23 protein-coding genes and 1 pseudogene are annotated in these 24,022 nt (G+C 63.6%); 17 read left to right on the top strand and 7 right to left on the bottom strand.

The features are described 5' to 3' along the window. Positions 1-12: 12 nt before the first annotated feature. Entirely contained in the window at positions 13-2,508 is a 2,496-nt protein-coding gene (locus ABD884_RS11220) for an ATP-dependent Clp protease ATP-binding subunit (RefSeq protein WP_345045535.1), read from the bottom strand. Here ABD884_RS11220 and ABD884_RS11215 point away from each other — a divergent pair. The 8 genes from ABD884_RS11215 (at position 2,434) to ABD884_RS11180 (ending at position 8,320) form a co-directional block, all read left to right on the top strand. Beyond that, on the top strand, positions 2,434-2,682 hold the full coding sequence (locus tag ABD884_RS11215; protein WP_345055336.1) for a hypothetical protein: 249 nt from the start codon (positions 2,434-2,436) through the stop codon (positions 2,680-2,682). The two genes, ABD884_RS11220 and ABD884_RS11215, sit on opposite strands and share 75 nt — an antisense overlap. Further along, entirely contained in the window at positions 2,679-3,143 is a 465-nt protein-coding gene (locus tag ABD884_RS11210; RefSeq protein WP_345045532.1) for a GatB/YqeY domain-containing protein, read from the top strand. The genes ABD884_RS11215 and ABD884_RS11210 overlap by 4 nt, the downstream gene beginning before the upstream one ends. A 28-nt stretch (positions 3,144-3,171) precedes the next feature. Beyond that, entirely contained in the window at positions 3,172-4,056 is an 885-nt protein-coding gene (locus ABD884_RS11205) for an HNH endonuclease (RefSeq protein WP_345045527.1), read from the top strand. 193 nt (positions 4,057-4,249) lie between these two features. Continuing rightward, positions 4,250-4,627: a YegP family protein gene (locus tag ABD884_RS11200; protein WP_345045521.1), complete on the top strand. Its 378-nt coding sequence runs from the start codon at positions 4,250-4,252 to the stop codon at positions 4,625-4,627. Between the two features lie 107 nt (positions 4,628-4,734). Beyond that, a complete protein-coding gene (locus ABD884_RS11195) occupies positions 4,735-5,040 on the top strand; it encodes a hypothetical protein (RefSeq protein WP_345045516.1) in 306 nt (101 codons plus the stop codon). 31 nt (positions 5,041-5,071) lie between these two features. Next, on the top strand, positions 5,072-6,694 hold the full coding sequence (locus tag ABD884_RS11190) for an AMP-binding protein (RefSeq protein ID WP_345045511.1): 1,623 nt from the start codon (positions 5,072-5,074) through the stop codon (positions 6,692-6,694). After that, the gene (locus ABD884_RS11185; protein WP_345045508.1) at positions 6,682-7,275 is read left to right on the top strand and encodes a histidine phosphatase family protein; all 594 of its coding nucleotides are present in this window, start codon (positions 6,682-6,684) and stop codon (positions 7,273-7,275) included. Before ABD884_RS11190 ends, ABD884_RS11185 begins: the two co-directional genes overlap by 13 nt. Positions 7,276-7,348: 73 nt before the next feature. Further along, the gene (locus tag ABD884_RS11180; RefSeq protein WP_028267235.1) at positions 7,349-8,320 is read left to right on the top strand and encodes a magnesium transporter CorA family protein; all 972 of its coding nucleotides are present in this window, start codon (positions 7,349-7,351) and stop codon (positions 8,318-8,320) included. 38 nt (positions 8,321-8,358) lie between these two features. Here ABD884_RS11180 and ABD884_RS11175 read toward each other — a convergent pair whose 3' ends face one another. From ABD884_RS11175 to ABD884_RS11155, 5 genes are all read right to left on the bottom strand, one after another. Then, the gene (locus tag ABD884_RS11175; protein ID WP_028267236.1) at positions 8,359-8,973 is read right to left on the bottom strand and encodes a TetR/AcrR family transcriptional regulator; all 615 of its coding nucleotides are present in this window, start codon (positions 8,971-8,973) and stop codon (positions 8,359-8,361) included. A 107-nt stretch (positions 8,974-9,080) separates the two neighbouring features. Next, the gene (locus tag ABD884_RS11170) at positions 9,081-10,295 is read right to left on the bottom strand and encodes an NAD(P)/FAD-dependent oxidoreductase (protein WP_345045493.1); all 1,215 of its coding nucleotides are present in this window, start codon (positions 10,293-10,295) and stop codon (positions 9,081-9,083) included. Beyond that, positions 10,292-10,486 carry a ferredoxin gene (locus tag ABD884_RS11165; RefSeq protein ID WP_028267238.1) on the bottom strand — a complete coding sequence of 65 codons (195 nt, stop codon included), beginning with the start codon at positions 10,484-10,486 and terminating at the stop codon, positions 10,292-10,294. Before ABD884_RS11165 ends, ABD884_RS11170 begins: the two co-directional genes overlap by 4 nt. Further along, positions 10,483-11,655, bottom strand: a complete 1,173-nt coding sequence (locus tag ABD884_RS11160) for a cytochrome P450 (RefSeq protein ID WP_345045482.1) — start codon at positions 11,653-11,655, stop codon at positions 10,483-10,485. The genes ABD884_RS11165 and ABD884_RS11160 overlap by 4 nt, the downstream gene beginning before the upstream one ends. Positions 11,656-11,694: 39 nt before the next feature. Continuing rightward, positions 11,695-13,422 carry an MFS transporter gene (locus ABD884_RS11155; protein ID WP_345045474.1) on the bottom strand — a complete coding sequence of 576 codons (1,728 nt, stop codon included), beginning with the start codon at positions 13,420-13,422 and terminating at the stop codon, positions 11,695-11,697. A 315-nt stretch (positions 13,423-13,737) separates the two neighbouring features. Here ABD884_RS11155 and ABD884_RS11150 point away from each other — a divergent pair, with 315 nt between their 5' ends. The 6 genes from ABD884_RS11150 (at position 13,738) to ABD884_RS11125 (ending at position 20,570) form a co-directional block, all read left to right on the top strand. Next, positions 13,738-14,748 carry a phosphotriesterase family protein gene (locus tag ABD884_RS11150; RefSeq protein ID WP_345045469.1) on the top strand — a complete coding sequence of 337 codons (1,011 nt, stop codon included), beginning with the start codon at positions 13,738-13,740 and terminating at the stop codon, positions 14,746-14,748. 50 nt (positions 14,749-14,798) lie between these two features. After that, positions 14,799-15,752, top strand: coding sequence for a phosphotriesterase family protein (locus ABD884_RS11145; protein ID WP_345045466.1), 954 nt, complete (start codon positions 14,799-14,801; stop codon positions 15,750-15,752). A gap of 79 nt (positions 15,753-15,831) precedes the next feature. Then, on the top strand, positions 15,832-16,941 hold the full coding sequence (locus ABD884_RS11140) for an FAD-dependent oxidoreductase (protein WP_345045461.1): 1,110 nt from the start codon (positions 15,832-15,834) through the stop codon (positions 16,939-16,941). Between the two features lie 15 nt (positions 16,942-16,956). Beyond that, positions 16,957-17,889, top strand: a complete 933-nt coding sequence (locus ABD884_RS11135; protein WP_345045457.1) for an alpha/beta hydrolase — start codon at positions 16,957-16,959, stop codon at positions 17,887-17,889. Then, positions 17,886-18,839 carry an MBL fold metallo-hydrolase gene (locus tag ABD884_RS11130; RefSeq protein WP_345045450.1) on the top strand — a complete coding sequence of 318 codons (954 nt, stop codon included), beginning with the start codon at positions 17,886-17,888 and terminating at the stop codon, positions 18,837-18,839. Before ABD884_RS11135 ends, ABD884_RS11130 begins: the two co-directional genes overlap by 4 nt. 6 nt (positions 18,840-18,845) lie before the next feature. Continuing rightward, positions 18,846-20,570 carry a CocE/NonD family hydrolase gene (locus tag ABD884_RS11125; RefSeq protein WP_345045443.1) on the top strand — a complete coding sequence of 575 codons (1,725 nt, stop codon included), beginning with the start codon at positions 18,846-18,848 and terminating at the stop codon, positions 20,568-20,570. Between the two features lie 82 nt (positions 20,571-20,652). On the opposite strand, the pseudogene ABD884_RS11120 reads toward ABD884_RS11125, so the two are convergent. Beyond that, positions 20,653-20,745: pseudogene (locus ABD884_RS11120) on the bottom strand (peptidase C56); the annotation flags it as partial. Positions 20,746-20,877: 132 nt separating this feature from the next. On the opposite strand from ABD884_RS11120, the gene ABD884_RS11115 reads away from it, so the two are divergent. The 3 genes from ABD884_RS11115 to ABD884_RS11105 are packed head-to-tail and all read left to right on the top strand — an operon-like array spanning position 20,878 to position 24,022. Continuing rightward, on the top strand, positions 20,878-21,816 hold the full coding sequence (locus ABD884_RS11115) for an ABC transporter ATP-binding protein (protein ID WP_345045436.1): 939 nt from the start codon (positions 20,878-20,880) through the stop codon (positions 21,814-21,816). Further along, entirely contained in the window at positions 21,813-22,922 is a 1,110-nt protein-coding gene (locus tag ABD884_RS11110; RefSeq protein WP_345045427.1) for an ABC transporter permease, read from the top strand. Before ABD884_RS11115 ends, ABD884_RS11110 begins: the two co-directional genes overlap by 4 nt. Continuing rightward, complete coding sequence (locus tag ABD884_RS11105) at positions 22,922-24,022, top strand: ABC transporter permease (protein WP_425548277.1); 1,101 nt, start codon at positions 22,922-22,924, stop codon at positions 24,020-24,022. The genes ABD884_RS11110 and ABD884_RS11105 overlap by 1 nt, the downstream gene beginning before the upstream one ends.

The following is a 24,022-nucleotide window of genomic DNA, read 5'->3' as shown; positions in this document are numbered from 1 at the left end:
GCTTAACTCGCGTTAACTCACTGCGGGCAGCGCGTCGGGGATGCGCGGCTTGGCGTTGCCCGCGAAGGTGAACTTGGCGTCGTCGCCTTCGCCGTCCACGTCCACCACCACGATGTCGCCCGGGTGCAGTTCGCCGAAGAGGATCTTCTCGGAGAGCTGGTCCTCGATCTCGCGCTGGATGGTGCGGCGGAGCGGCCGGGCACCCATGGCGGGATTGTAGCCGCGGGTGGCCAGGAGAACCTTGGCGGCGGCTGTCAGCTCGATGCCCATGTTCTTGTCGGCCAGATGCTGCTCCAACCGTCCGATCATCAAGTCCACGATCTCGATGATCTCGTCCTGCGTGAGCTGAGGGAAGACAATGATGTCGTCAACGCGGTTGAGGAACTCGGGGCGGAATTGCTGCTTGAGCTCTTCGGTAACCCGCGCCCGCATCCGGTTATAGCCAGTGGTGGTGTCCGTGCCGGACTGGAAGCCGGTGGCCACGCTCTTGGAAATATCCCGGGTGCCCAGGTTGGTGGTCATGATGATCACCGTGTTCTTGAAGTCCACCACCCGGCCATGGGAGTCGGTCAGGCGCCCGTCCTCGAGGATCTGCAGGAGTGAGTTGAAAAGGTCGGAGTGTGCCTTCTCCACTTCGTCGAACAGCACCACGGAGAACGGACGACGGCGGACCTTCTCCGTCAGCTGGCCACCCTCGTCATAGCCCACGTAGCCCGGAGGTGCACCGAACAACCTCGAGACCGAGTGCTTCTCGGAGTACTCGGACATGTCCAGCGTGATAAGGGCCTCCTCGTCGGCGAAAAGGAATTCAGCCAGGGCCCGGGCGAGCTCGGTCTTGCCGACGCCGGTGGGCCCTGCGAAGATGAACGAGCCACCCGGCCGCTTGGGATCCTTCAGGCCTGCACGGGTGCGGCGGATGGCCCGCGAGACTGAGCTAATTGCTTCATCCTGGCCAACAACCCGCTTGTGCAGTTCTTCTTCCATCTTCAGCAGACGCGACGACTCTGCCTCGGTGAGCTTGAAGACCGGGATACCGGTTGAATTTGCCAACACCTCGGCGATCAGCTCCTCGTCGACCTCGGAATTGCCGCCCATGCCGCCGGACTTCCATCGGAGCTCTTTTTCCCTGCGCTCGGCCACAAGATTCTGCTCCTTCGCGCGCAGCGAGGCGGCACCCTCGAAGTCCTGGGCGTCGATGGCCGATTCCTTCTCCATCTTGACCTCGGCGATGCGCTCATCCATGGCTTTGAGCTCCGGTGGACGGGTCATGCGGCGAATGCGCAGGCGTGCACCGGCCTCGTCGATCAGGTCGATCGCCTTGTCCGGCAGGAAGCGGTCCGAGACGTAGCGCTCCGAAAGGCTCGCCGCTGCCGCTAGCGCTCCATCCGTGATGGTCACGCGGTGGTGCGCTTCGTAGCGGTCACGCAGGCCTTTGAGGATCTCCACGGTGTGGGCAACTGAGGGTTCCTGAACCTGGATCGGCTGGAAGCGGCGCTCCAGAGCGGCATCCTTCTCGATGTGCTTGCGGTACTCGTCCAGGGTGGTGGCACCGATAGTCTGGAGTTCACCACGGGCCAGCAACGGCTTGAGGATCGATGCGGCATCGATGGCACCCTCAGCAGCACCGGCACCCACCAGGGTGTGGATCTCGTCGATGAAGAGGATGATGTCCCCGCGGGTGCGGATTTCCTTCAGGACCTTCTTCAGCCGCTCCTCGAAATCACCACGGTAGCGGGACCCGGCCACCACCGAGCCCAAGTCGAGTGTGTAAAGCTGCTTGTCCTTCAGGCTCGCCGGGACGTCACCGCGGACAATCGCCTGGGCGAGGCCTTCGACGACGGCGGTCTTGCCGACGCCGGGCTCACCGATCAGCACCGGGTTGTTCTTGGTGCGGCGGGAAAGGACCTGCATGACGCGTTCCATCTCCTTCTCGCGGCCGATCACGGGATCGAGCTTGTTTTCGCGTGCAGCCTGGGTCAGGTTGCGGCCAAACTGGTCCAGCACCACCGAACCAGCGGGGGCCACCTCCGCTTGCCCCGGTCCGGCAACTGAGCCAGGGGTGTCCTTGCCCTCGTAACCGGAAAGCAGCTGGATGACCTGCTGGCGGACGCGGCCCAGGTCGGCGCCAAGCTTGACGAGGACTTGCGCGGCAATGCCTTCGCCCTCCCGGATGAGACCAAGCAGGATGTGCTCGGTACCGATGTAGTTGTGGCCGAGCTGCAGGGCCTCCCGGAGCGCGAGCTCAAGCACTTTCTTGGCGCGCGGGGTAAAGGGGATGTGACCGGACGGGGCTTGCCTGCCCTGGCCAATGATCTCCTGCACTTGCTCGCGGACTCCCTCAAGCGAAATACTCAGGGACTCAAGCGCTTTGGCGGCAACGCCTTCACCCTCCTGGATCAGACCCAAAAGGATGTGCTCGGTACCGATGTAGTTATGGTTGAGCATGCGTGCCTCTTCCTGGGCAAGCACAACAACACGACGGGCACGGTCCGTAAATCTCTCAAACATTTCGCCACTCTCCTGGCTGCCGCTTACCTTGATGCTACGTCGCCGAAGGCCTTCTTGGGGGATCGCCCGAGGCAGAATTTTAGATACCGGGCCGGCAGGCTGCATGGCTCTTCTGCGGAGACGGTCCAGACCGTGAAGAATGAAACAACCACCAAGGCGAAGGAACTACCATGAGCACCCTGAAGCAGCGTCTGCACGACGACGTCGTCGTCCACATGAAGGACCGTAACAAGACCGCGCTCACGACGGTCCGCAACGTCTTGGGCGAAATCGAGACGCGTGAGAAGTCGGGCAAGACACCCATCGAGCTGGACGACACCCAGGTGACGGCGTTGCTTCAGAAGGAAGCCGCCAAGCGCCGGGACACGGCCCGCATTTACACTGAGGCTGGCGAACTGGAGCGCGCCGCAGCCGAAGTCGCCGAAGCAGAGGTGATCGAGGCATACCTACCCAAAATGTTGACCCCGGACGAGGTTGAGGCCATCGTTGATGAAGCTATCGCAGCGCTGAAGGCCAGCGGTCAGGAGCTCACGATCAGGCAGATGGGCGTCGTGATGAAACCGGTCACAGCGAAGGTCGCCGGCCGCTTTGACGGCAAAGCCGTCAGCGACATCGTCCGGACCCGACTCGCATAGATTCACAGGCACCCAGGGAGGAGTAGCCATGGTAGCCATCATCCTGGGATGGAACCCAGGGCGTGGGAACGATTGGGACTACGACGCGGTGATCGAGCAGGTCACCGAAACAGGTCAGTTCCTGGACCGGTGGAACGTCGGGGTACACCGAAGGATCCAGCCAGGCAATCAAGCATGGCTTCTCCTGCAAGGCGGGGGTCTCCACGGACACGGGCTCATCGGACACGGCGTCGTCATGTCCGAAAGCTATGAGGCACCCAGGCGCCCCACGCCGAACAGTTCCGTACCGAACGGTACCGAGCGGTACGTCAGCGTGGCCTTCGATGCCCTGCTCCCCCTCGGCGGCCAGATACCGTCGAGTGTCCTCTCCAGTGAAGTGCCGGACGTGGCTTGGAACACCTTCCGTGGCTCCGGACGGCTTATCCCCTTGGAATCGGAACCGCTCCTCCAGCGAGTGTGGCGCGAGCACGGACCAGCGGCTTCCGAGCCATGCGGGACCGTTCCCGGAACCTATCCGGAAGAAGCCGTCAGCCGGATCGAAACGAACCGATACGAGAGAAACCTTGAAGCCCGCCGGATCTGCCTGGCTTTCCACGGAATGTCTTGCGCCGTGTGCGGTTTCTCCTTCGAAATAACGTACGGGGATATCGGCAAAGACTTCGTCCACGTCCACCATGTGGTGCCGGTTTCACAACTTGGCAGCGGCTACCAGCTGGATCCGATAGCCGATCTCGTACCGCTGTGCGGCAACTGCCACGTGATGGCGCACCTGGGCGTGGGTACCCCTCGTTCCGTGGCGGAATTGCGGCAGGCTATCGCCGCCGCCGGACACTTGCCGGGCCAGATAGTCGATGACGAGGCGCTGGCCGCCCAAGACGCAGCCCTCCGGATTCTCGAGCAGCGACAGCCATAGTGTTGCCCTCATGCACTAGCCAGTCAAGGCTCTTCCCCCGTATGTTGGTTAACACACCGCGTGGCGAGCATCACACGCTGGTAGTCAGATGATCCATTTGCCGGACTAAAAGGGACCGGGGCGCACCGTCGCGCCCCGGCGCCGGCGAGACCTACCGGGCGTCGCCAGCCGCCCGCTGTTCAGGAGGATACGCATGACCGGGATGTTTGAACTCTTTATCGACGAGGACACGAGCTTCAAATTCAGACTCAAAGCGCCGGACGGCACAGTGGTAGCCATCTCCAGGTCCTTTCCCGACAAGCCCGCAGCGGTATGCGGGATCAGCGATGTGCGCGAGTACGCCGGAATGGGCCTGATCACCGATCTTTGCCCGGAAGTTCCACTCCGCGGAACATCACCCACGCCTTCGGTTCCCGCCATGCGGCACGCCGGTCCTTCCGTCATGCCGCAGCTTCCCGTCCCGCCTCGGCGCCATAATCCCCTCTCGCAAAGAGATCGAACCGGCCGGACCTGGCACACGGGAACCTTGGTGGAGGCACCCTGTGCGGGGTTGGCCGAGGTGTCGTCCTAGCGACAAGGACGAAGTAAGCTAAGCGATCTTAGTGTTGCCCGTGTCACATCCTCCGCTTAGTCTGGTTCCGGACCGCAGCGTTGCGGTTCCTGATCGGAAGAGGAATCATGACCGAAAAAATCCGGCTTCTCGTAAAAATGGACATCGACAGTGCCCAGATCCGTATCACTGCCCAGGGACACCTCACCTCCCGCAGCCTTCACGAGCTTTACGGCGTCGTGAGCCGCGCCAACACACTCATGCAGGGCGCATCCCTGGAAATCGACGTCAGCGGTGCAAGTGTCGACGCTTCCGCCATGGAAGCGCTCCGCCGCTGTTCGCAATCCCACCATCTTCCATACCTGACTGATTCCCGGCAATCAGAGGTCAACTTCTCGATCCGGTCATCTGCTGACGCCGTGATGGCCGTCTGACTCCCTGGCGTCGTGCGCCGAAGGAGCCGCAATGTTCACCAGCCCGTACGCCGATGTCGAAATCCCCGAAACCACTCTCTATGAATACCTGTTCGGCGGGCTAAGCATCGACGACCTGGACCGGGTTGCGCTTGTGGACGGCGCCTCAGGCGAAGAGACAAGCTACGGCAAGCTCGTTGGCCAGATCGATGCCACCGCGGGCTGGCTCGCGGAGCAGGGCGTCGGACCAGACACAATGCTGGGACTGTTCTGTCCCAACATCCCTGCGTTCGCCGTCGTCTTCCACGGGACCCTCCGCGCGGGCGCCGCCATTACCACCGTCAACGCGCTCTATACCGCCGAAGAAGTCGGCCGTCAGCTCGCCGATTCGGGTGCCACCTGGCTCTTCACGATCTCGCCGTTCCTCAAACGGGCAGAGGCCGCGGCTCAGGCGGCCGGCATCCCGGCCGGGCGGATAGTGGTGCTCGACGGCGGCGATCCGGCTGTAGCGGCGGGGCATCCTTCGCTCACGGACGTGCTTCAGGCCGGTCTTCCTGCGCCGAGGCTCAGCGTCGACCCGCACGCGGCCGCCGTCGTCCCCTATTCATCGGGGACGAGTGGAACGCCGAAAGGCGTCATGCTCAGTCAGTACAACCTGGTGGCGAACGTCGCGCAGGCCCGCGCCTTTTTCCGTGTGACTCCCGACGACGTGGTGCTCGCCGTCTTGCCCTTCTTCCACATCTATGGTCTGACCGTGCTGCTCAATCTTGCACTCGGCGAGCGGGCCCGGCTCGTTACCATGCCGAAGTTCGATCTCGCCGAGTTTCTGCGCATTACCCAGGACCATCGATGTACGTACCTCTTTATCGCGCCGCCCATCGCCGTCGCCCTCGCGAAGCATCCACTGGTGGACCGCTACGATCTGTCCTCAGTCCGCGTTGTGCTCTCCGGAGCGGCACCGCTCGACGGCGGGCTGGGGCACGCCGTCGCGAGCCGACTCGGGTGCACGGTACTCCAGGGCTACGGCATGACCGAACTGAGCCCCGTGTCCCATGCCATCCCGCGTGACGATTCCGGGAACATCCCCCTCGACTCAGTCGGATACACCGTGCCGAACACGCAGTGCAAGCTCCTCGACATTGCCACCGACGAGGAGATCGAGGTTCCCGCCGAAGGGGCGAGCGCCCCCGGGCAGCTCCTGGTGCGCGGACCGCAGGTCATGCTCGGCTACCTGAACCGTCCGGACGCGACCGCCGCCATGATCGATCCGGACGGCTTCCTCCGCACAGGCGATATCGCGACGGTCACGGCCGACGGGGTCGTGACGATCGTCGATCGGCTCAAAGAACTCATCAAGTACAAGGGCTACCAGATAGCCCCTGCAGAGCTCGAGGCCCTTCTCCTCACCCACCCACGGATCGCGGACGCTGCAGTCATCGGAGTCCGAACGGACGACCGCGAAGAGGTGCCGAAGGCTTTCGTCGTCCGGCAGGGGGCGGCCGAGCTCGGGGACGACGATGTCATGGAATTCGTTGCAGCACGCGTCGCGCCGTTCAAGCGCATCCGGTCTGTCGAGTTCGTTGAAGTGATTCCCAAGTCCGCGTCAGGCAAGATCCTTCGGCGCGAGCTACGCGCACGGACGGCGGCTGCCCCCAAGGCAGAATGGACAGTATGAACCTCACTACCTTCGCCCTCGTCCGCCATGGCCAGACAGATTGGAATGCGCAGCGCCGGATCCAGGGGTCCACCGACATTCCACTGAACGACGTCGGGCGCAACCAGGCGCGCGACGCCGTCGCTGTCCTTTCAGCTTACGAATGGGACGCGGTGGTCTGCTCCCCGCTGAGCCGCGCCGTGGAAACCGCCAAACTGATCGCCGGAGGGCTGGGGCTCAGGGTGACCCGGCATGTGCCGGAGCTCGCCGAGCGTAGCTTCGGACACGCAGAAGGATTGCAGGACGGCCCCGAGCTGGATGCCTTGCGCATCCCCGGCGGCTTCCGCGGCGCCGAAGACGAGGACGACGCGGCAAGCCGCGGTTTGGGTGCGTTGCATGCCTTGGCCGAGGAGTTCGCCGGCCACCGTGTTCTAGTGGTGGCCCACGGCACGCTCATCCGGCTGAGCCTCAGCCGTGCCATTGGCCGCACCCTGCAAAGCATCGACAACGCCGTGCTCAACTTGGCCCACCACCATTCCATCGACGGCTGGGAGCTCGAGTATTTCAACGGTGAGCGAGTCACGGCCGATATCCCGGGCTGAGCTGTTTCCCGGCTGAACATCGACGTCTCCTCAAGGTCCTGAGGTGTGTCAACGGTCCCGTAGCATGGTGCGGATGGTATTTATACGGCTATACCGCGAGGGCAAACTCGAACGTGATGACGTCACCGCTCCTGAAATCGAGGCGCTGGCGCACCAGGACGACGTCGTGCTGTGGATCGACTACACGAACCCGACGGCGGATGACCTGCTCGGCGTCGAAACGGTGTTTGGCCTGCATCGCCTGGCCGTGGAGGACGCGGTCCATGACTTTCAGCGGCCAAAGCTCGATCGGTACCCGAACCATTTGTTCCTGGCGGCCTATCAAGCCAAGCTACAGCCGGGCAGCAGCGAGCTCGCCGTCGCCGAGATCTCGGCTTTCGTGACCCACAAGGCCCTGGTAACCGTGCACGGACCCGAGTTCGACACCGAAAGGCTCATGGCCTACTGGGACGCGGAGACGGACCTGACCACTCATGGGGTACCGTTCCTCTTCTGGGGACTCCTGGACATGATCGTCGACGGCCACTTCGATGCCGTCCAGGAACTCGATGGATACATCGACGCCCTCGAAGAGTCGCTTTTCGAAGACCACTCCCCCGACCACGAGCTGCAGCGGAAAACGTTCGAGCTCCGCAAGAATCTCGTCAAACTGCGCCGGATCATCCTCCCCATGCGCGAAGTCCTCAACACACTCCTCCGGAGGGATGACCTGATCGGTTGCAGCCCCGCGATGCAGCCCTTCCTCCAGGACGTCTACGACCATGTCCTGCGCGCCACCGAATGGACGGAATCGCTCCGTGATCTGGTCACCACTATCTTGGAGACCCACATCAGCATCCAGGGAAACCAGATGAACCTGGTCATGAAGAAAGTCACCAGCTGGGCCGCGATCATCGCAGTTCCCACGGCCATCACCGGCTTCTTCGGGCAGAATGTGCCGTTCTTCGGCTTCCAAAACGATGCAGGACTGTGGATGTCCAGCGCGCTCATGGCGGGTGGATCGATATTCCTGTATCTCGGTTTCAAGAAACGGGACTGGATCTAGGCAAGCACACGGACCGCCGCACCGGGCGGCAGCCTGTCCTAGCCTTCGTCGCAGAGAAGGTGATACCAACTGTCGGCGAGCACCTCGAGGGCATGGTCGCGATTTGGTTCGAGCTTGCGTCGTGTCCACAGTGTGGCGACAAAGTCGAGCTGCGTGAAGGCGAGTGTTCCGCGGATGCGGTGCGTCTCCTCAGAGAAACGTCCGGCGAGTTGTAGGCCGCGGACGATGTCGGAAATGACCTCCTCATGCCACCCTTCCACCAAGTCCCGAACCTCACGATCGACTGCGGCGGCTTCGTCAAGCACGTCAAGGTACGGACGGAAGACCGGCCATAGCGCGGCGCGCGACTCGAGCCACGCAAGGATGCCCTCGAGCTCGCCGACGCGCACCACCTCGACGAGATCGGGGGCGGTCGACATACGATCAGGGCCGTCCGCACGGTCGAGGACGGCATTGACGCGCGCCATGAAGTCCTTCATCAAGTCGCTGCGTGAAGGGTAGTAGGCATAGAAGGTCACCCGGGTGGTACCGGCCGCCGCGGCGATCTCATCGATGGTCGTCGCGCCGTAACCCTTCTTCGTGAAGAGCTCAAGCGCACGTTCCACGATGGTGTCGCGCGTCAGCTGCTTCTGGGCTTCTCGCAGGGAGGACATAAGGCAATCCTATCGGTGGTGTGAGGCAACCGTCCGCAGCAAGCGCGAAAGATGCGCGACGGCAAACGCCCTGACACGCTGTCAAGACGGTGAAGCAAGATCCGGTTTCAGAGCTTTAGGGGCGCCTCTCGACGTAGCGCCCCGGGACCGACATCAGCCAAGCGGCGCAGTTTGGGGATCGGAATCCGGTAATTGACCGCGGCGGCGGTGCCGAATCCGTCGTCGTTCTGCCAGCGCAGGAGCACCGAGTCTCCGCCATCGCCCGGCTCGCAATAGTCCGGCGTCCCGACCACCGGCGTGAACCCGACAGCCTTGAGCGAGAGGCCGAAACCCTCGGTCCAGAAGTACGGCTGGAAGGTAAACTCGGGCGCAGCTTCGCCTTGGAGCAGTCCGAGCGCAGCGTTCTTGGCCTGGTCGATGGCGCTCGTCCACAGGGGAACCCGTTGAACGCCGTAGCGGGTGGGGAAGAACGCCACATCGCCGGCAGCCACGATGTCCGGCCGCAGCCGTCCACGCGCGTCGACGCGCAGCGACCCGTCGGTCAGTAGCTGCGAGCCGGCCAACCAGCCGACATTCGGTTCGTCGCCAATTGCGGTGACCACGAGATCGGCCCGGAGCTCGCTGCCGTCGGCCAGGACAACCCGTGTCCCGGCGTCGTCGTCCAGCAAGCGGGCCTGCCCGCCGGCAACCACTCGCAGTCCGCGCCGGATGGCGGCGGAGGTGAACATGTCCGACAGATGGTCGCCAAGCTGGCGCGAGAGTGGTTTGGCGTCGGAGACGAGCGTGACGTCGCAGCCAACGTGCAGGCAGCCTGAGGCGACTTCCATTCCGAGTGGTCCGCCACCGACCACGACGACTGAGGGCCGCGATGCGAGGCGTTCCTTGAGCAGGATGGCATCCTCGATGGTGCGCAAGGTGAGCTCGTGTGAGGAGCTATTCCCTTGCACACCCGCCGTGAGGCGCCTCGCCCTGGAACCGGAGGCGATAACAAGGCCGTCATACGGCAGGTCATCGCCTCCGTCCAGATGAACCAGCCGGGCGTCGACGTCCAGACCCGTGGCGCTGACGCCGAGCAACTCCCTTGCTTCGTGGCCCGGCTCGGGAAGTTCGTGCGCCTGCAGCGCGCCCTCGCTGTTCCCGTCGACACCCACCCCATCGACGCCGTGCAGCAGCGCCTTGGACAGGGCCGGGCGGCTATACGGATGGTGGCGTTCCGCGCCCACCACCGTCAACTCACCGTCGAAACCTGCCGAGCGGAGCGAATCGCACGCCGTGAGACCAGCAATTCCGTTGCCGACCACCACAATCCTGCGCATGGTCATGCCGCGGCCAATCGGAGCGCGGCGACCGGGCAAACCCTGACCGCAGCCTTCGCGGCGTCAAGATCGGACCCATCCACTTCCGGCACATCGATGACCAATTCGCCGTCGTCATCCAGGTGCATCAGCGCGGGCGCTGCCTCCTCGCACAGGCCGTGACCCTCGCAGCGGGGACGGTCCAGTTCGATCCTCATGCTGCCACCACCTTTTCAACCTGGAGCACCTCGAAGCTCCGCGTTATATTGCTGGGCTCGCGGGCCTCGTCGGCGAGGACCAGGGTCTTTACCCTTCGGGCAAGCGCTTCGATGATCGCGTGCGCCTCGAGCTTCGCGAGGCCCTGCCCGGCGCAGCCATGCGGCCCATATCCGAACGAGAGGTGGTCCACGGGGTTGCGTTTCACGTCGAAAGTGTCGGGATTCTCGTAGTGGCGCGGATCCCGGTTGCCGGCGCCGAACAGGACGCCCACCTGGGCACCTGCAGGAATCGTGACTCCATCGATTTCCACATCGCGGGTTGCCTTCCGGCCCCAGATATGGACCGGCGCCCAGTAGCGGAGCACTTCAGCGAACGCGGCGGGAACGAGTTCCGGGTTCTCTCGGACCAGCTCGAACTGATCGGGGTGGTGGCCAAACAGCGCAACGATGTTGCCGATAGAGGCGATGGTCGTGTCGACGCCGGCTCCGAGGTACTGGTGGATGATGTGGCCCGCGGAGCCCTCGGGAATGTCGCCGCGGGTCTCGGCGTCAAAGATGCCGCGCCCAATGGAGCCGGGCGTGAGGTCGTCCGCGGTGACCGAGGAGCACCAGCCGTAAAGCTCGCCGGCGATCGGGAAGCTCTCCTGGGTGCGCTGGTTCAGCGGGCCGATGACCTGCATCGCAGCCTGGCCCCAGCGCAGCATGTTGGCCTTGACGTGACCGCTGAAGCCAATGAGGTCGGCGACGATTTCGATCGGGAAGGCACGGGCCAAGGCGTCGATGGCCTCGAAGCTGCCGCTCGCGGCCAGTTCCGCGACGAGCTTGTCGGCCTTTTCGTCGATGACGACTTTGAGGCCACGGAGGGCTCGGGGGGTGAGGTTCTGGGACAAGGTGGCGCGGAGCTGCGTGTGAATGGGCGGGTCGGAGGCCAGGGAGGTGCCCTGTAGCGCCTCGTTGACCATGGGGTTGAATCCGATGCTGGAGGAGGAGAAGGCTTCGGGGTCGCCAAGGGCGTCGCGGATGACGTCGTAGCGCGTCAAGACGTACAGATCGTTCTTCGGAAGGTGGACCACTGAAGCCTGCTCGCGGAGCGCGGCATAGGTGGGATAGGGGTCGACGAGGACGTCGTCATCCCAGATGTCGATGTTTGACTCGATGGGTGCAGTCACGGTGTTCTCCTTGCGGATAGTAGGGGGTGAAGCCATCCGTCAATCAATGACGGCGGCCTCCTCGTTTGCTTCGGTGGTCTCCGCAATGGCGTCCGCGGTAGGTGCCGAGGACCGTGCGGAGATGAAAAGAGTGAGAATGGCGGAGAGGGTCGCAGCGATGCCCGCGGAGAGGTAGACAGTCTGGAAACCCTGGCCCAGGGAGGTCCCGGCGACGCCCTGGATATGTGGCTTGGCGGCGACGAGTGCCTTGACCATGCCGTCGACCGCTTGGGCGGGCGCGCCGCTTGCCGCTGCTTGGCCGGAGAATTGGGCGACAACGCCGTCCCAGCCTGAGAGGAAGCCTAACGGTGGCACGTGTACCAGCCCGGCCACCGCATCTGCGGGCAGACCTGCCACCCCGAGGATCCCGGCAAGGGGACCCGCGAACACCGTGGCTCCAATGCCGAAGGCGATGGCCGAGCCGATGACGGGGCCGAGCGCGAAGCCAAGGTCGCGCAAGAGATTCGTCGTGGCGGATGCCATGCCGATTTGCTGGACGGGGACGGTGTTGATGGCCACGGCGGTCACTGAGCCAACCGTAAGGGCGAAGCCGATACCCAGTAGCAGCAGCGGCGGAATGAACGTCGTCCACGGGGTGCCACCGAAGGTCTCTGGAGTGCCTAGGGCGAACGTCGAGAGCCAGAAACCGGAGACGGCCATGAGAGCGAAACCGGCCGTGAGCACCCAGCGTGGCGCAACGTGGTGGATGAGCCATCCGACAACCGGAATGAAGGCGAATGCCGGGCCTTGGATGAAGACGAACAGTACTCCGATCTTCCAGGTCTCGGCCAGCGCCAGGCCGCTGACGGCGACGCTCGTGCTGAAGCAGATCGCGAGGAATGCGAACATGCCGGTGACTGCCACAATGCCGGTAATCGAGTAGGAGCTGTTCTTGAACAGCGACAGGTGGATCAGTGGCTGCGCGGTGCGTGATTCGATGACGACGAAAGCGAGCAGCAGGATTCCGCCAGCGATGTAGCTTGCGATCACCTGGGCGCTGCCGAAGCCGGCGTCAACCGCCGTCACCGTGGCGTAAAGGACGGCGATGAGGCCGAGTGCGAGAGTGACCTGGCCGGGCAGGTCCATCTTGCGTCCCTCGGCCGCTGCGGAATCCTTTGCCTTGACCGCGATGATAAGCACGAGCACGGCGACAGCGGCCGCAACCAAATAGGCCGCGCGCCAGCCACTGAAGGCGTTCGGGGCGCCCGGTGCACCACCCGGCACGGTGAAGAACTGCGCCGTGAACCCGGCGAGCATCGGGGAAATCACCGCGCCCAGCGAGAGGAACCCGGCCCAGGTGGCGATGACCTTTGCCCGGGCACGGTGGTCAGGAGTGATCGCCGCGATCATGGAAAGCGATATGGGAAAGAGGATGCCGGCCCCGATGCCGCCGATGGCCTGCGCCACGATCATCATGTCTGTGGTGGGCGCCATCGCGGCCATAACGGAGCCGACGATGCTGACGGCAGCGCCGACGTAGAGCAGCTTCTTGCGTCCGAACATGTCGCCCAGGAGTCCCCAGCTGAGCTCGAATACAACAATGCCCATCAGGAACATGCCCGCGATCCAGGTCAGTCCGGCACCCGAGGTGTGGAATTCCACGGCAAAGGTGCCGCTGAGGGCCCCTGGCAATGCGTTGGTGATCTGTGCGAGGGTGACCGCACTGTAGGCGGCCACAAAAGTGGCCCGTACCGAGCCGCGGCTCGCTACGGAAATGGTCTGACTCATCGATGAAACTCCCTTGTTTCCGTTCGATCCTCTGATGGGGCGCCAAGACTGGTGCCCACCGAGGTATTGGCCGGCATCGGCCGGAGAGATGTGGCGCTCCCCACATTCTGAAGCCAAGCTTTACATGATGTCAAGAGGGCTTACGTAGCGTTGGCTTCATAATCTGTTTTTTGAGTAGTAAACATACGTTGCGAAAATTTCCTTGACACGATGTAAAGAAATATGTGATGCTGACAACACCGCAACGGAGCGACGGCATGGTCACACTCCGCTGCGCCCCTGCATTCAGAACCCGATCTTCAAGGGAGAAGCTAAGTGAGCCACACCATACCCGTCGATACCGGCGACGCGTTCCATACCGCCGATGGGCGGACCGTCAATACGGTCCTGGGTCCCGTCCCCGCGACGGAATTGGGCATTGTCGCGGTCCACGAGGCCTTGTTGTCAGTGCTCCCGGGCGCCCAGTACGCTCCCGACATCTCCATGGACCGGGCAGAGATCTTCCAGGCGCTGGCCGCGAAACTCACGGACTTCCGCGAGCACGGCGGGCAAACGATCGTTGACAGCACCGGAATGTTCCACGGCCGCGACCTCAAACTCTACGAGGCACTTTCCCGCTCCACCGGCGTCCACATCATCGCTTCCACAGGCCTGGGCCCGGAGGAAGAACTCGGCGGATACTTCCTTACGCCACAGACCAATCCACCCACCCCGTGGCCGGCCGACAAGTTCAGCGATCTCTTCGGCAAGGAAGTCACCGAGGGAATGGTGGTCCCCCGGCTCGAACGCCGCGCCGCCGCCGGCATCGTGACCACCATCGCCGACCGCGCCGGGATGACCCCCACCGAGGAAAGCCTGTTCCGCGGCTCCGCCCGCACCGCCAAGAACACCGGTGTCCCCGTCTCCATCCGCTTCGGCGCCGACGCCCTGCACGACCTGGACATCGTCCTGGACGAGCAGGTCGGGGCCGACCGGGTACTCGTGGGCGAGCTGGACCGCAAGGACGCCGCCGGCTCCGCCCTCGAAGTGGCTCGCCGCGGAGCATTCGTCGGCATCGACCACGTGGGCTTGAATGACCATCCGGACTACCTCACCGACCACGAACGCACCGAACTGGTACTCGAACTCGTGCAGGCCGGTCACGCCGACAAAATCATCCTTTCGGGAAACTCGATCGGAGTCGCCAAGGGCGTTCCGGAATACAACCTGCCCTACAGCCACGTCCTGGCCACGTTCGTACCGCACCTCAAGGCACACGGCTTGAGCGAGGAAGACGCCCAGCGCATCCTCGCGGAGAACCCGCGCAAGCTACTCACCGTGCGTTAAGCACGTCCCCGCCCACCGACAACAAGCTTTCGAACTCCTGAGGTGAACCAATGACCAAGGTCAACACAGTGCTGGGAACCATTCCGGCCGAAGAACTGGAAATCGTGGCGGTCCACGAACACATCGGCTACGGCATGCCCGGATCCGAACTGGACAGCAAATGGTGGAAGACTCCGGAACAAGCCTATGAAGAAACCGTGCCGAAGCTGCGGAAGTTCCGCGAATACGGCGGCGGCACCTTCGTGGACGCCACGGGTATCTGCAACGGCCGCGACGTCGACTACTACAAGTCTCTGTCACGAAAAACAGGCGTGCACATCGTGGCCTGCACCGGGTTCGTCGGCGGCGACACCGCACTACCGCACTTCTCCCGCGCCACCGTGGACTACCTCACGAAAGTGTTCATCCACGAGATCACCGTCGGCATCGGAAACACCGGCGCCAAGGCCGGCGTCATCAAGGTCGGCGTAAGCCGCGGCGGACGAATGACGGAGCTGGACAAACGCATCTACCGGGCCGCGGCCCGCGCCGCCGTCCTCACGGGTGCACCGATCCTGACCCACCTGGCCATCGACCCCGAACCAGCCGTGGCCATCTTCAACGAAGAAGGCCTCTCCCTGGACCGCGTGCTCTTCGGCCACGCCGACGACGGACTCAACGCCCCGATCACCCCGCACGACTGGATCTACAAACAAGGCGGACGGATCGGCTTCGACACCTTCGGCTACGACCTCGAACTTCCCGATCCGCCCTTCTGGGGCCGCAAGCGCGCCGAACGCATGCAGCACTTCGTGAACCTCGTCAACAAAGGCTACGCAGACAAACTCCTCGTCTCCGCCGACGCCAACTGCAGCCCCCTGGGCTGGCCAGGCGTCAAGGGCCACACCATCAACTACATCTTCGAGGACATGATCCCGGATATGCGCGAGGCCGGCATCGACGACGCCACCCTCAAACTCCTCCTCGAAACCAACCCGGCCGACTTCCTATCGCTGGACGCCTGACTTCAGGGCAGACCCCACAACCCACCCGTTTCCCCAGACTTGGCCCTGGCCAAGAATTGTCAAGAAAGTGACTTAAGCAATGAAGGCTCAAGACATCAAGAACCTCAACATCGCCATCATCGGCGGCGGCTACGGCGGCGCTGCTGTTGCCAAGGCTCTGCAGAATATCGGCGCGGAGAACGTCCACGTCTATGAGCAGGCGCCCGCGTTGGGCCAGGTTGGTGCTGGCATCGGCCTGCGCCCGCCGACCGTCGAACTGTTCCGCCAATGGGGCATCTTCGACGCGATTGCCGCGGTGAGCTCGCCCAGCGACCACCTTGAGATCCTCAGTGCGGACGGTAAGCACGTCCTCGCCAACGAGGAGTGGCCCTTCCTGCACGCCTACGAGAAGGTCAACCACAACCGCATGATCCACCGCGGGGACTTCATCGACGCCCTGCTGAGCGTGCTCCCCGAAGGCATGGTGCACCTTGGCTACAAGCTGGAGACCATCGAGGACAACGGCGACCACGCGACCCTGACCTTCGAAAACGGCGAGGTCATCACGGCCGACCTCGTCATCGGCGCCGACGGCATCCGTTCGACGGTGCGCTACCAGCTGTTCTCGCAGAAGGAACCGGTGTTCTCCGGCGAGCACGCCTACCGCGCGGTCATTTCCATCGAAGACGCCCACGGCCTCGTCACCGACGACAACCCGCGCTTCTACATGGGCGAGAACGGCACGATCGCGTACAATCTGCCGCTGCGCCACCGCGGGCAGCTCTCCTACGACATCACGGCCCCGTCTGACGACGCCTCGTGGGCGCCGGAAATCACCCATGAGTACTTGGAGAAGATCCTCGAAGGATTCGACGAGCGGATCATCCAGGTCGCCCGGGAGCTCGACTTGAGCCAGGTGACGAGCCGTTCGGTGTTCGACATCGATCCCCTGGACTCATGGCACACCGACTCCGTTGCGCTGCTCGGCGACGCTGCCCACGCGATGCTCCACCACCAGGGCCAGGGCGCCAACTCGGCGATCCTGGACGCCGGCGGGTTCGCCGACGCACTCCTGCAGGGCGACTCCGTCAAGGACGCACTGGCGATCTACGAGGCCACCCGCAAGCCGCTGACGGACGAGCTGCAGCGTGTGTCGCGCCAGGGCTGGCACGCCGACGCCGTGGAATCCGCGTTCCCGGCCAAGCAGTAAGACGGAGGTCGCAAGATGCCTATCCATCCGCAGATCGCCGAGATCCTCGACCACATCCCGCCGGCTGACGGCACCCGTCCGGATCCGGCCACGATGCGGGCCGCCGAGGAGCAGCGGGTTACCCCCGCGGCGGACCGCCTGCCGCTCGCAGTCGTCGAAGATGCGACGGCCGCGACGGCGACCGGCGAGGTCGCCATCCGGATCTACACGCCGGTGGAGGCGGACTCTTATGGTCTGCTGGTGTACGTCCACGGCGGGGCGTTCTTCCTGGGCAGCCTGGACACCCACGACCATGTGGCACGGTCTCTGGCGAAGGAAACCGGCCACAAGGTCATCTCGGTGGGCTACCGCTTGGCTCCCGAAGCCTCGTTCCCGGCAGGGCTTGATGACTGCTACGGGGTGGTCCGCTGGGCTGCCGGGGAAGGCAAAAGTCTGAAGTGGGACGGGAAGAACCTCGCGATCGCCGGCGACAGCTCGGGCGGCAATTTCGTCGCGGCGGTCGCTGCTAAAGCCCACGACGACGGGTTCAACCGGATCACCCATCAGATCATGTTCTATCCCTCGCTGGACCTGGACTTCGACGTCGAGCGTTACGCGTCGCTGCAGGAAAACTCGCGGGGGTACGGGCTCGAGACGATCGGCCTCAGGCCGTGGAACTCTTTCTACGTCGAGAGCGGCGCGGACCCGGCGGATCCCCTCGTATCCCCCATCAAAAGGGCAGACCTTGCGGGCCTTCCACCTGCACTCATCATCACGGCCGAGTTCGACCCGCTCCGTGACGAGGGTGAACTTTACGGCCAGCGCTTGGCGGAAGCCGGCGTCGAGACAAAAGTGACCCGCTACTCAGGCGCCAACCACGGTTTTGTCCAGAACTTCTCTTGGATTCCGGAGTTCTACCGGGCATTCGAGGTGACAGGTGAATTCCTGAACGCGAGGCCCGGTCAATGACGAAGCCGGTTGCTGTACATCCCCTGGTCTCGCCGTGGGGCCGGTTCGGCCTCTACAGCTTCTTCATCGACTCCCCGGAGCCGGCCATCGTCGACACGGGGATCGCGTCCTCGCCTGCGGAAGGCATGGTGCCGGCACTGGAGGCGATCGGCCGCCGGATCGAGGACGTCCGCTGGATCCTGCTGACCCATGGACACATCGACCACATCGGCGGGGCATACGCCCTCTGGGAACTCACCGGACGCCGCGCCCAGGTGGTCATCCATGAGGCCGACGCACCATTTTTGCGCTCGCGCCGGGTCCATGTGGACGAATACCTTTCCGGACGGGCGCAGTACTTGCATGATCTCGACGGCGAGGCGAAGCTGACGGCGGCCACGAATGCCGTTATCTCGGGCGAGATGGAACCGACGCTATTAGTCCGGGGCGGTGAGACCCTCTCGTTGGGCGGGGACGTCACCGTTTCGGTCCACTCGATTCCGGGCCACACTCCGGGGTCGGTCGCCTACGTCCTCGACGGACAGAATGACGTGTTTGTCGGGGACGCGGTTCAGGTCCACGGCGCGGCCAACGGCTTCCCGGGGTTCGTGGACCCGGTCGGCTACCGCTCAAGCCTTGAATACTTGCGCGATGAAATCCGTCCCCGCCACTTGTATCTGGGGCACCCGTACCGCCGCGAAGACGGAACGCCCTACGGCGTAGAGCTCGACGCCGGACAGGCCGGGGAAGCGCTCCAAGGGAGCCTGGAGATCGAAGCCCGAGTCAAGAATGCGGCCTGCGGTTGCTTGGCCTCCGGCCTGCAGGATACGGACTCGCCGTATTCGCCCTTCGCAGGCGTTGCCGAAGACCTCGGTTACGAAGGGGATCCCACACTGGAACCCGCCCCGTTCTTCACCACCCTCCACGGGTACCGCACGACGTTGGACCATTTGACCGAAGATGAGGAGTAAATACTCATGGATGACTTTCAGTTGCTGAATGCAAGCGGGCAGACAATTGCTGTCCGCAAGGACCTCCGGGTTCCGATGCGGGACGGAGTAGAGCTTGCGGCGGACGCATACCACGGTCCCGACGACAAACCGCGGCCGGCGTTAGTAGCCCTGAGCCCGTACGGCAAGGAGCTGCAGGCCCTCGCCCTCACCACTCCCCCGCAGCGGCGGCCCAGCCCGATGTGGGACGGCTGCATTGAGGCCGGCGACATCGCCCGCATCGTCAAGGAGGATTACGTCCACGTCATCGGCGACCTCCGCGGCTCGGGTTTCTCCGGCGGGGAGCACATCGGTAACTACAACGCCGGAGGTGTTTCCCTCGGCCAGGACGCCTACGACTTCATCGAGTGGGTCGCCGACCAGCCGTGGTGCGATGGCAACGTCGGCATGGTGGGCATCTCCTACTTCGGTTCCATGCAGGTGCTGGCCGCCGCCGAGCGACCTCCCCACCTCAAGGCGATCTTCGTTTCCGGCGGCCACTACGACTTCTACGAGACCACCTACCACGGCGGCATCATGTGGTTCATGCCCCGCGCCGCCCGCGAAGGCCGCGGCGGGGACTCCGGCTGGGCGTTCACCGACAACGTAAAATCCCGGATGATTGAAAAGCACTCCCCCGATGAGCTGAAAAAACTTGTCGCCATGCGCCTGGAGGATCCGGACATCGCCGCCTGGCCAAACCTGGTCCATGTCCTGAACTACCCCAAAAACCACGAAGCCTGGTTCGACATCGTGATGAACGAACTCGACGGGGATTGGTACGAAGAGCGCAATCCCATCACGCTCGCGCCAAACATCGACATTCCGGTCTGGCTACAACTCGACCAAGGCCGCGGGTGGACCCTTGACGGCACCATCGAGCTGTACAACACCCTGAAGGGCCCGAAAAAACTCACCATAGGCCCCTACCCGCCCATGCAATCGCGCCCCTTCATCGAAGAACACGACAAAATGTTCCGCTGGTACGACTACTGGATCAAGGGCATCGACAACGGAGTCATGGACGAACCGGCCGTGAGCGTCTTCGTGGAGGGCTCCCGCGAGGTAGTGACGGCGGAGCAATGGCCGCCGAAAGATATCGAATACAAGTCCCTGTACCTGCGCCCGCGGCACAAGATCTCTGAAGAGCCTGAACCAATGGGAGCCGAATACGCCGCCCCGGACGGCTTCTACCAGGCGCCGTTGACAGTAACGGACAAGGTCGAAATCCTCTCGTGGAGCACCGCCCCGTTCGAAAACGACACCGAAATGATCGGCACCGGCGCCGCACACATCTTCGCCGAAATCGACCAGAGCGACACCAACTTCATCCTTCGCCTCTGGGACACCGCCCCGAACGGCAAACGCCAGCTGATCACCACCGGCTACCTCAAAGCCTCACACCGCGAACTGGACCACCGGACCACAGAAGGCAACCCATACCACCCACACACAGCATCCGTGCCAGTGGAGCCGGGGACGATCGAGGAGTACGTGCTGCGGCTCTACCCCTTTGCCAACACCTTCAAACCCGGACACCGCCTCGTGGCCGAACTCTCCAACGGCGAACCGCTGGCAGATGAACACAACGCCTTGCTCCCCCCGGACGCCTTCCACCTCCCGGTGGGCCGGCCCGTCACCCACAAGATCTACCGCGACGCCGCCCATCAATCCCGCCTCGTCCTGCCCATCACAACACGAGAGGCGCAGTAGCCGGGGGCTTCATCACCTCACCGCACTAACCCGCATCCGGGAATCCGCCGCGGTCAGCCTAGGCCCAGGCTGACCGCGGCTACCCACCTGCATCCTTCACGGCCTGCCACGGATCGGTGAGCTCAATCTGCTCGACGCCGTCCGGCAACAAGAACGCAACCTTCTTGCCCGCGATGCTGTGTTTTCTGACATCTTTCTTCTTCCAATGGTGGCGAGCACACCTGACTGCAACGCCAACCGCTTGTATTCCGTGCGGCGCCATCTCATCATGGAGCCGTGATTCCGTCACACGTGAGGAGGAAGAGGCATGAGCGAAACCGCTATCGAGCTCATGGGCGTCACAAAGCGATTCGGCTCCTTTACCGCCGTCGACGACCTCAGTCTGCGAGTTGAGCGCGGGGAGATCTTCGGCCTCCTCGGGCCCAACGGATCGGGCAAGACCACCATCATCAACATGATCAGCGGCCTGAGCCGCCCAAGCTCGGGCGGGGTCAGGGTCTTGGACATCGACCTGCTGAAGGATCCGCGAAGCATACGACGCCGGCTGGGGACCGTGCCGCAGGAGAACGCCCTTTACGAGGAGCTCACCGCCGAAGCAAACCTCCGTTTTCACGCAGACCTCTTCGACGTGCCCCGGCAAGGACTCGACAAGAAGATCACCGCTCTGCTCGATCTTGCGCAGCTGGAGCATCGCAGGAAAAGCCGCGTCTCCACCTTTTCCGGGGGCATGAAACGGCGGCTGGCCCTTGTGCGGGCGCTACTCCACGACCCCGAGCTGCTCTACTTCGACGAGCCCGCTCTGGGGGTTGACGTGCAGAGCAGACGGGCGCTTTGGGACCGGATCCTGGAGCTCAAGGAGCGGGGTACCACTGTGCTCATCACCACCAACTACCTCGAGGAGGCAAACGTCCTCTGCGACCGTTTGGCCATCATCGATCACGGCCGACTGGTGGCGCTCGACTCGCCGTCCGAGCTGCGGCGCAGCTTCGGTGACACCGTGGTCGAAATGCGCACTCGACCGGCTCCCGGGGAGGACCTCCTTCGAGAAGTCCGCGCGTTGGCCGGCGTAGTCTCCGTCAGCGTGTCCGACAGTTCCCTCAAGGTCACAGTGGAAGGTGGCTCCGATGTCACCGGCAGGATCGTGACGACGGTGGTTGGCTCCACAAGCCTTGAGGAAATCCAGAGCCGGGAGCCAAGCCTGGACGAAGTATTCCTGAGCCTGACAGGCAAGGAGCTCCGGGAATGAGCCTCCGCCATGACCTGCGCGTAGTCCGGGCGGTGGCGGCGACGGACATCCGCCTAACCCTCCGTGAGCCGCTCTTCGCGATCATCGGCATCCTCATCCCGATCAACTTCTTGCTGCTCTTCCTGCTGTTCGCGATCAGCGGCGGTCAAGCTCCGATCGCCGTGGTGATGAACGGTAACGGACCTTTGGCGGAACGCTTTGTTCAAGCTATGGGCGGCTCGCATTCGTTTATCATCCACACCGCGACCTCGGCCGACGCGGAGCGTGAGATCCGGGCCGGTAGCATCGTTGCCGTCGTGACCGTGCCGCGGGACTTCGATGCTGCGCTAAGTGCCGGAGCCCGGGTCGACATCCCGGTCGAGGTCAACAACCTCAACGTCGATTTCACCAACGACATCCGTCGGGCGGTCCCACTGTCGATAACGTCCTTCTACGCCGATGCGTTCCCCGAACAAGTCGTCGTGAATGCGGTCGAGGCCGACGTCCAGGCCCAGGACACCGGCTACATTCCCTACCTCGCCGTGAGCATCGTCGTGGCTGGTTTGATGCTCGCATCAATCCTGCAAGGCAGCGTCAATGCCGCGAGGGACTACGAGCTGGGAACCATTAAGGAGCTGGCACTGGCGCCGGTGAGCCGTCTTGCGATCGGGCTGGGCAAAATGCTCGGCTCGGCAGCCCTCACGGCCGCGTCGGCAGTCCTGGTGCTTGGAGTCGTGATTTTGCTGATCGGCGTGTGGCCGCTCCATCCATTGGAGGTGCTCGGATTCGGGCTGCTGATGATCGCAGCCTTCCTTGCCCTCGGCGTCCTCGCCGGAACGGTCGTTCGTCGACGCCAGCAAGCAATCCCGCTCTCCATTGCCTGCATCCTGCCGCTCTTCTTTTTGAGCGGGCCGTTCGGACCGGCGAACTGGCTGGGCGCCATTCCCGGCGCCATCGCCGCCGCATCGCCGCTCACCTATGCGATTGCCGCCTTCCAACATGCCTTCCACGGTTACCAGACCGCCACCCAGAACCTGGCCGTCGACACGATCGTGTTGGCCGGGTTCACGCTGGGAACGATCGCTCTCACGGCATTTGTGTTCGGGCGCCGGGGGTTCGCCCACTGATGGGAGGGCTCCGGGCGATGCTTGCCATCGCGGCGAAAGACATATTGACGTGGTCACGGACACCGTCGGCGATCGCGGTCAGCCTACTGCCGCCGATCGCCTTCTTGCTGATCATCTTCATCGTCGCCGGGGCAACCGGCCGCAACCCGGTGGCTGTGGTAGCCGAAGACAACGGGCCGCAGGCTCAGCGCCTTGTGTCAATCCTCGAAGACTCGGACGCGTTCCGCGTCCGGCCCGCGACCTCGGAGGAGGCCTCGGGCCTGCTGGACACGCTCCAGGTCGCGGCTGTCATCACCATCCCCGCATCCTTCGACGACGACTACCGGATGCACCGGCCCGACCCGGTCCAGATCCGGATCAACAACCTCAACCTCGACTTCACCAACGACCTGCGCCGATCGCTGCCGGCCGCGATTACCCGCTTTTACTCCAGCCAGCCGGACAACCCGATCATGATCGGCGTAGCCGAGACGGACCTGAGGCCCCACGACGTCGGCTTGGTGCAATTTGAGCTGGTGCCCATCCTGGTGCTGCTCCTTACACTCATGGGGGTCGTCAACGGCGGGCTGGCCATCGCCCGGGAATTCGAAGACCTAACGATCAAAGCGTTGCTTCTCTCGCCGATCAGCCGCGGGACTCTGATCGCGGGCAAGATCCTTGCGTGCTGGGTAACCACCATGCTGGTGGCGGCAGTGGTACTGATTCTTTCGGCGATCTCGGGCTTTCTGCGACCAGCAGGGTGGTACTGGCTGCCGGCGCTGGCGGCCACCGGGCTCATCGCACTAGCGGCGGCAGGTCTAGGCGCGGCACTGGGAGGCGCCTTGCGCCGATTCTCAGCGGTGTCGGCGTCGGGGATCAACGTCGCGATCTACCTGTTCTTCCTGAGCGGGGGAATCGGCGTCGCCGCTTTCTTGCCCGGATGGATCCAGACGATAGCGCACTTCACACCGACGTTCTACGGCGTGGATGCTCTGGAGGCCGCGATCTTCTACCAGTCGACCGACAACCTGGCGCGGGACCTGACCGTACTCCTGCTGACTGCCGCAGGCGGGCTAATTTTGGGAATCATGTCTCTTCGCCGGCGGCTGGTCGACGTCTGA

This window comes from Arthrobacter methylotrophus (assembly GCF_039539965.1).
In the GTDB taxonomy this organism is placed as follows: Bacteria; Actinomycetota; Actinomycetes; order Actinomycetales; family Micrococcaceae; genus Arthrobacter; species Arthrobacter methylotrophus.
The sequence above is the reverse complement of the archived record's forward strand: the minus strand, read 5'-3'. Positions and strand labels throughout refer to the sequence as shown.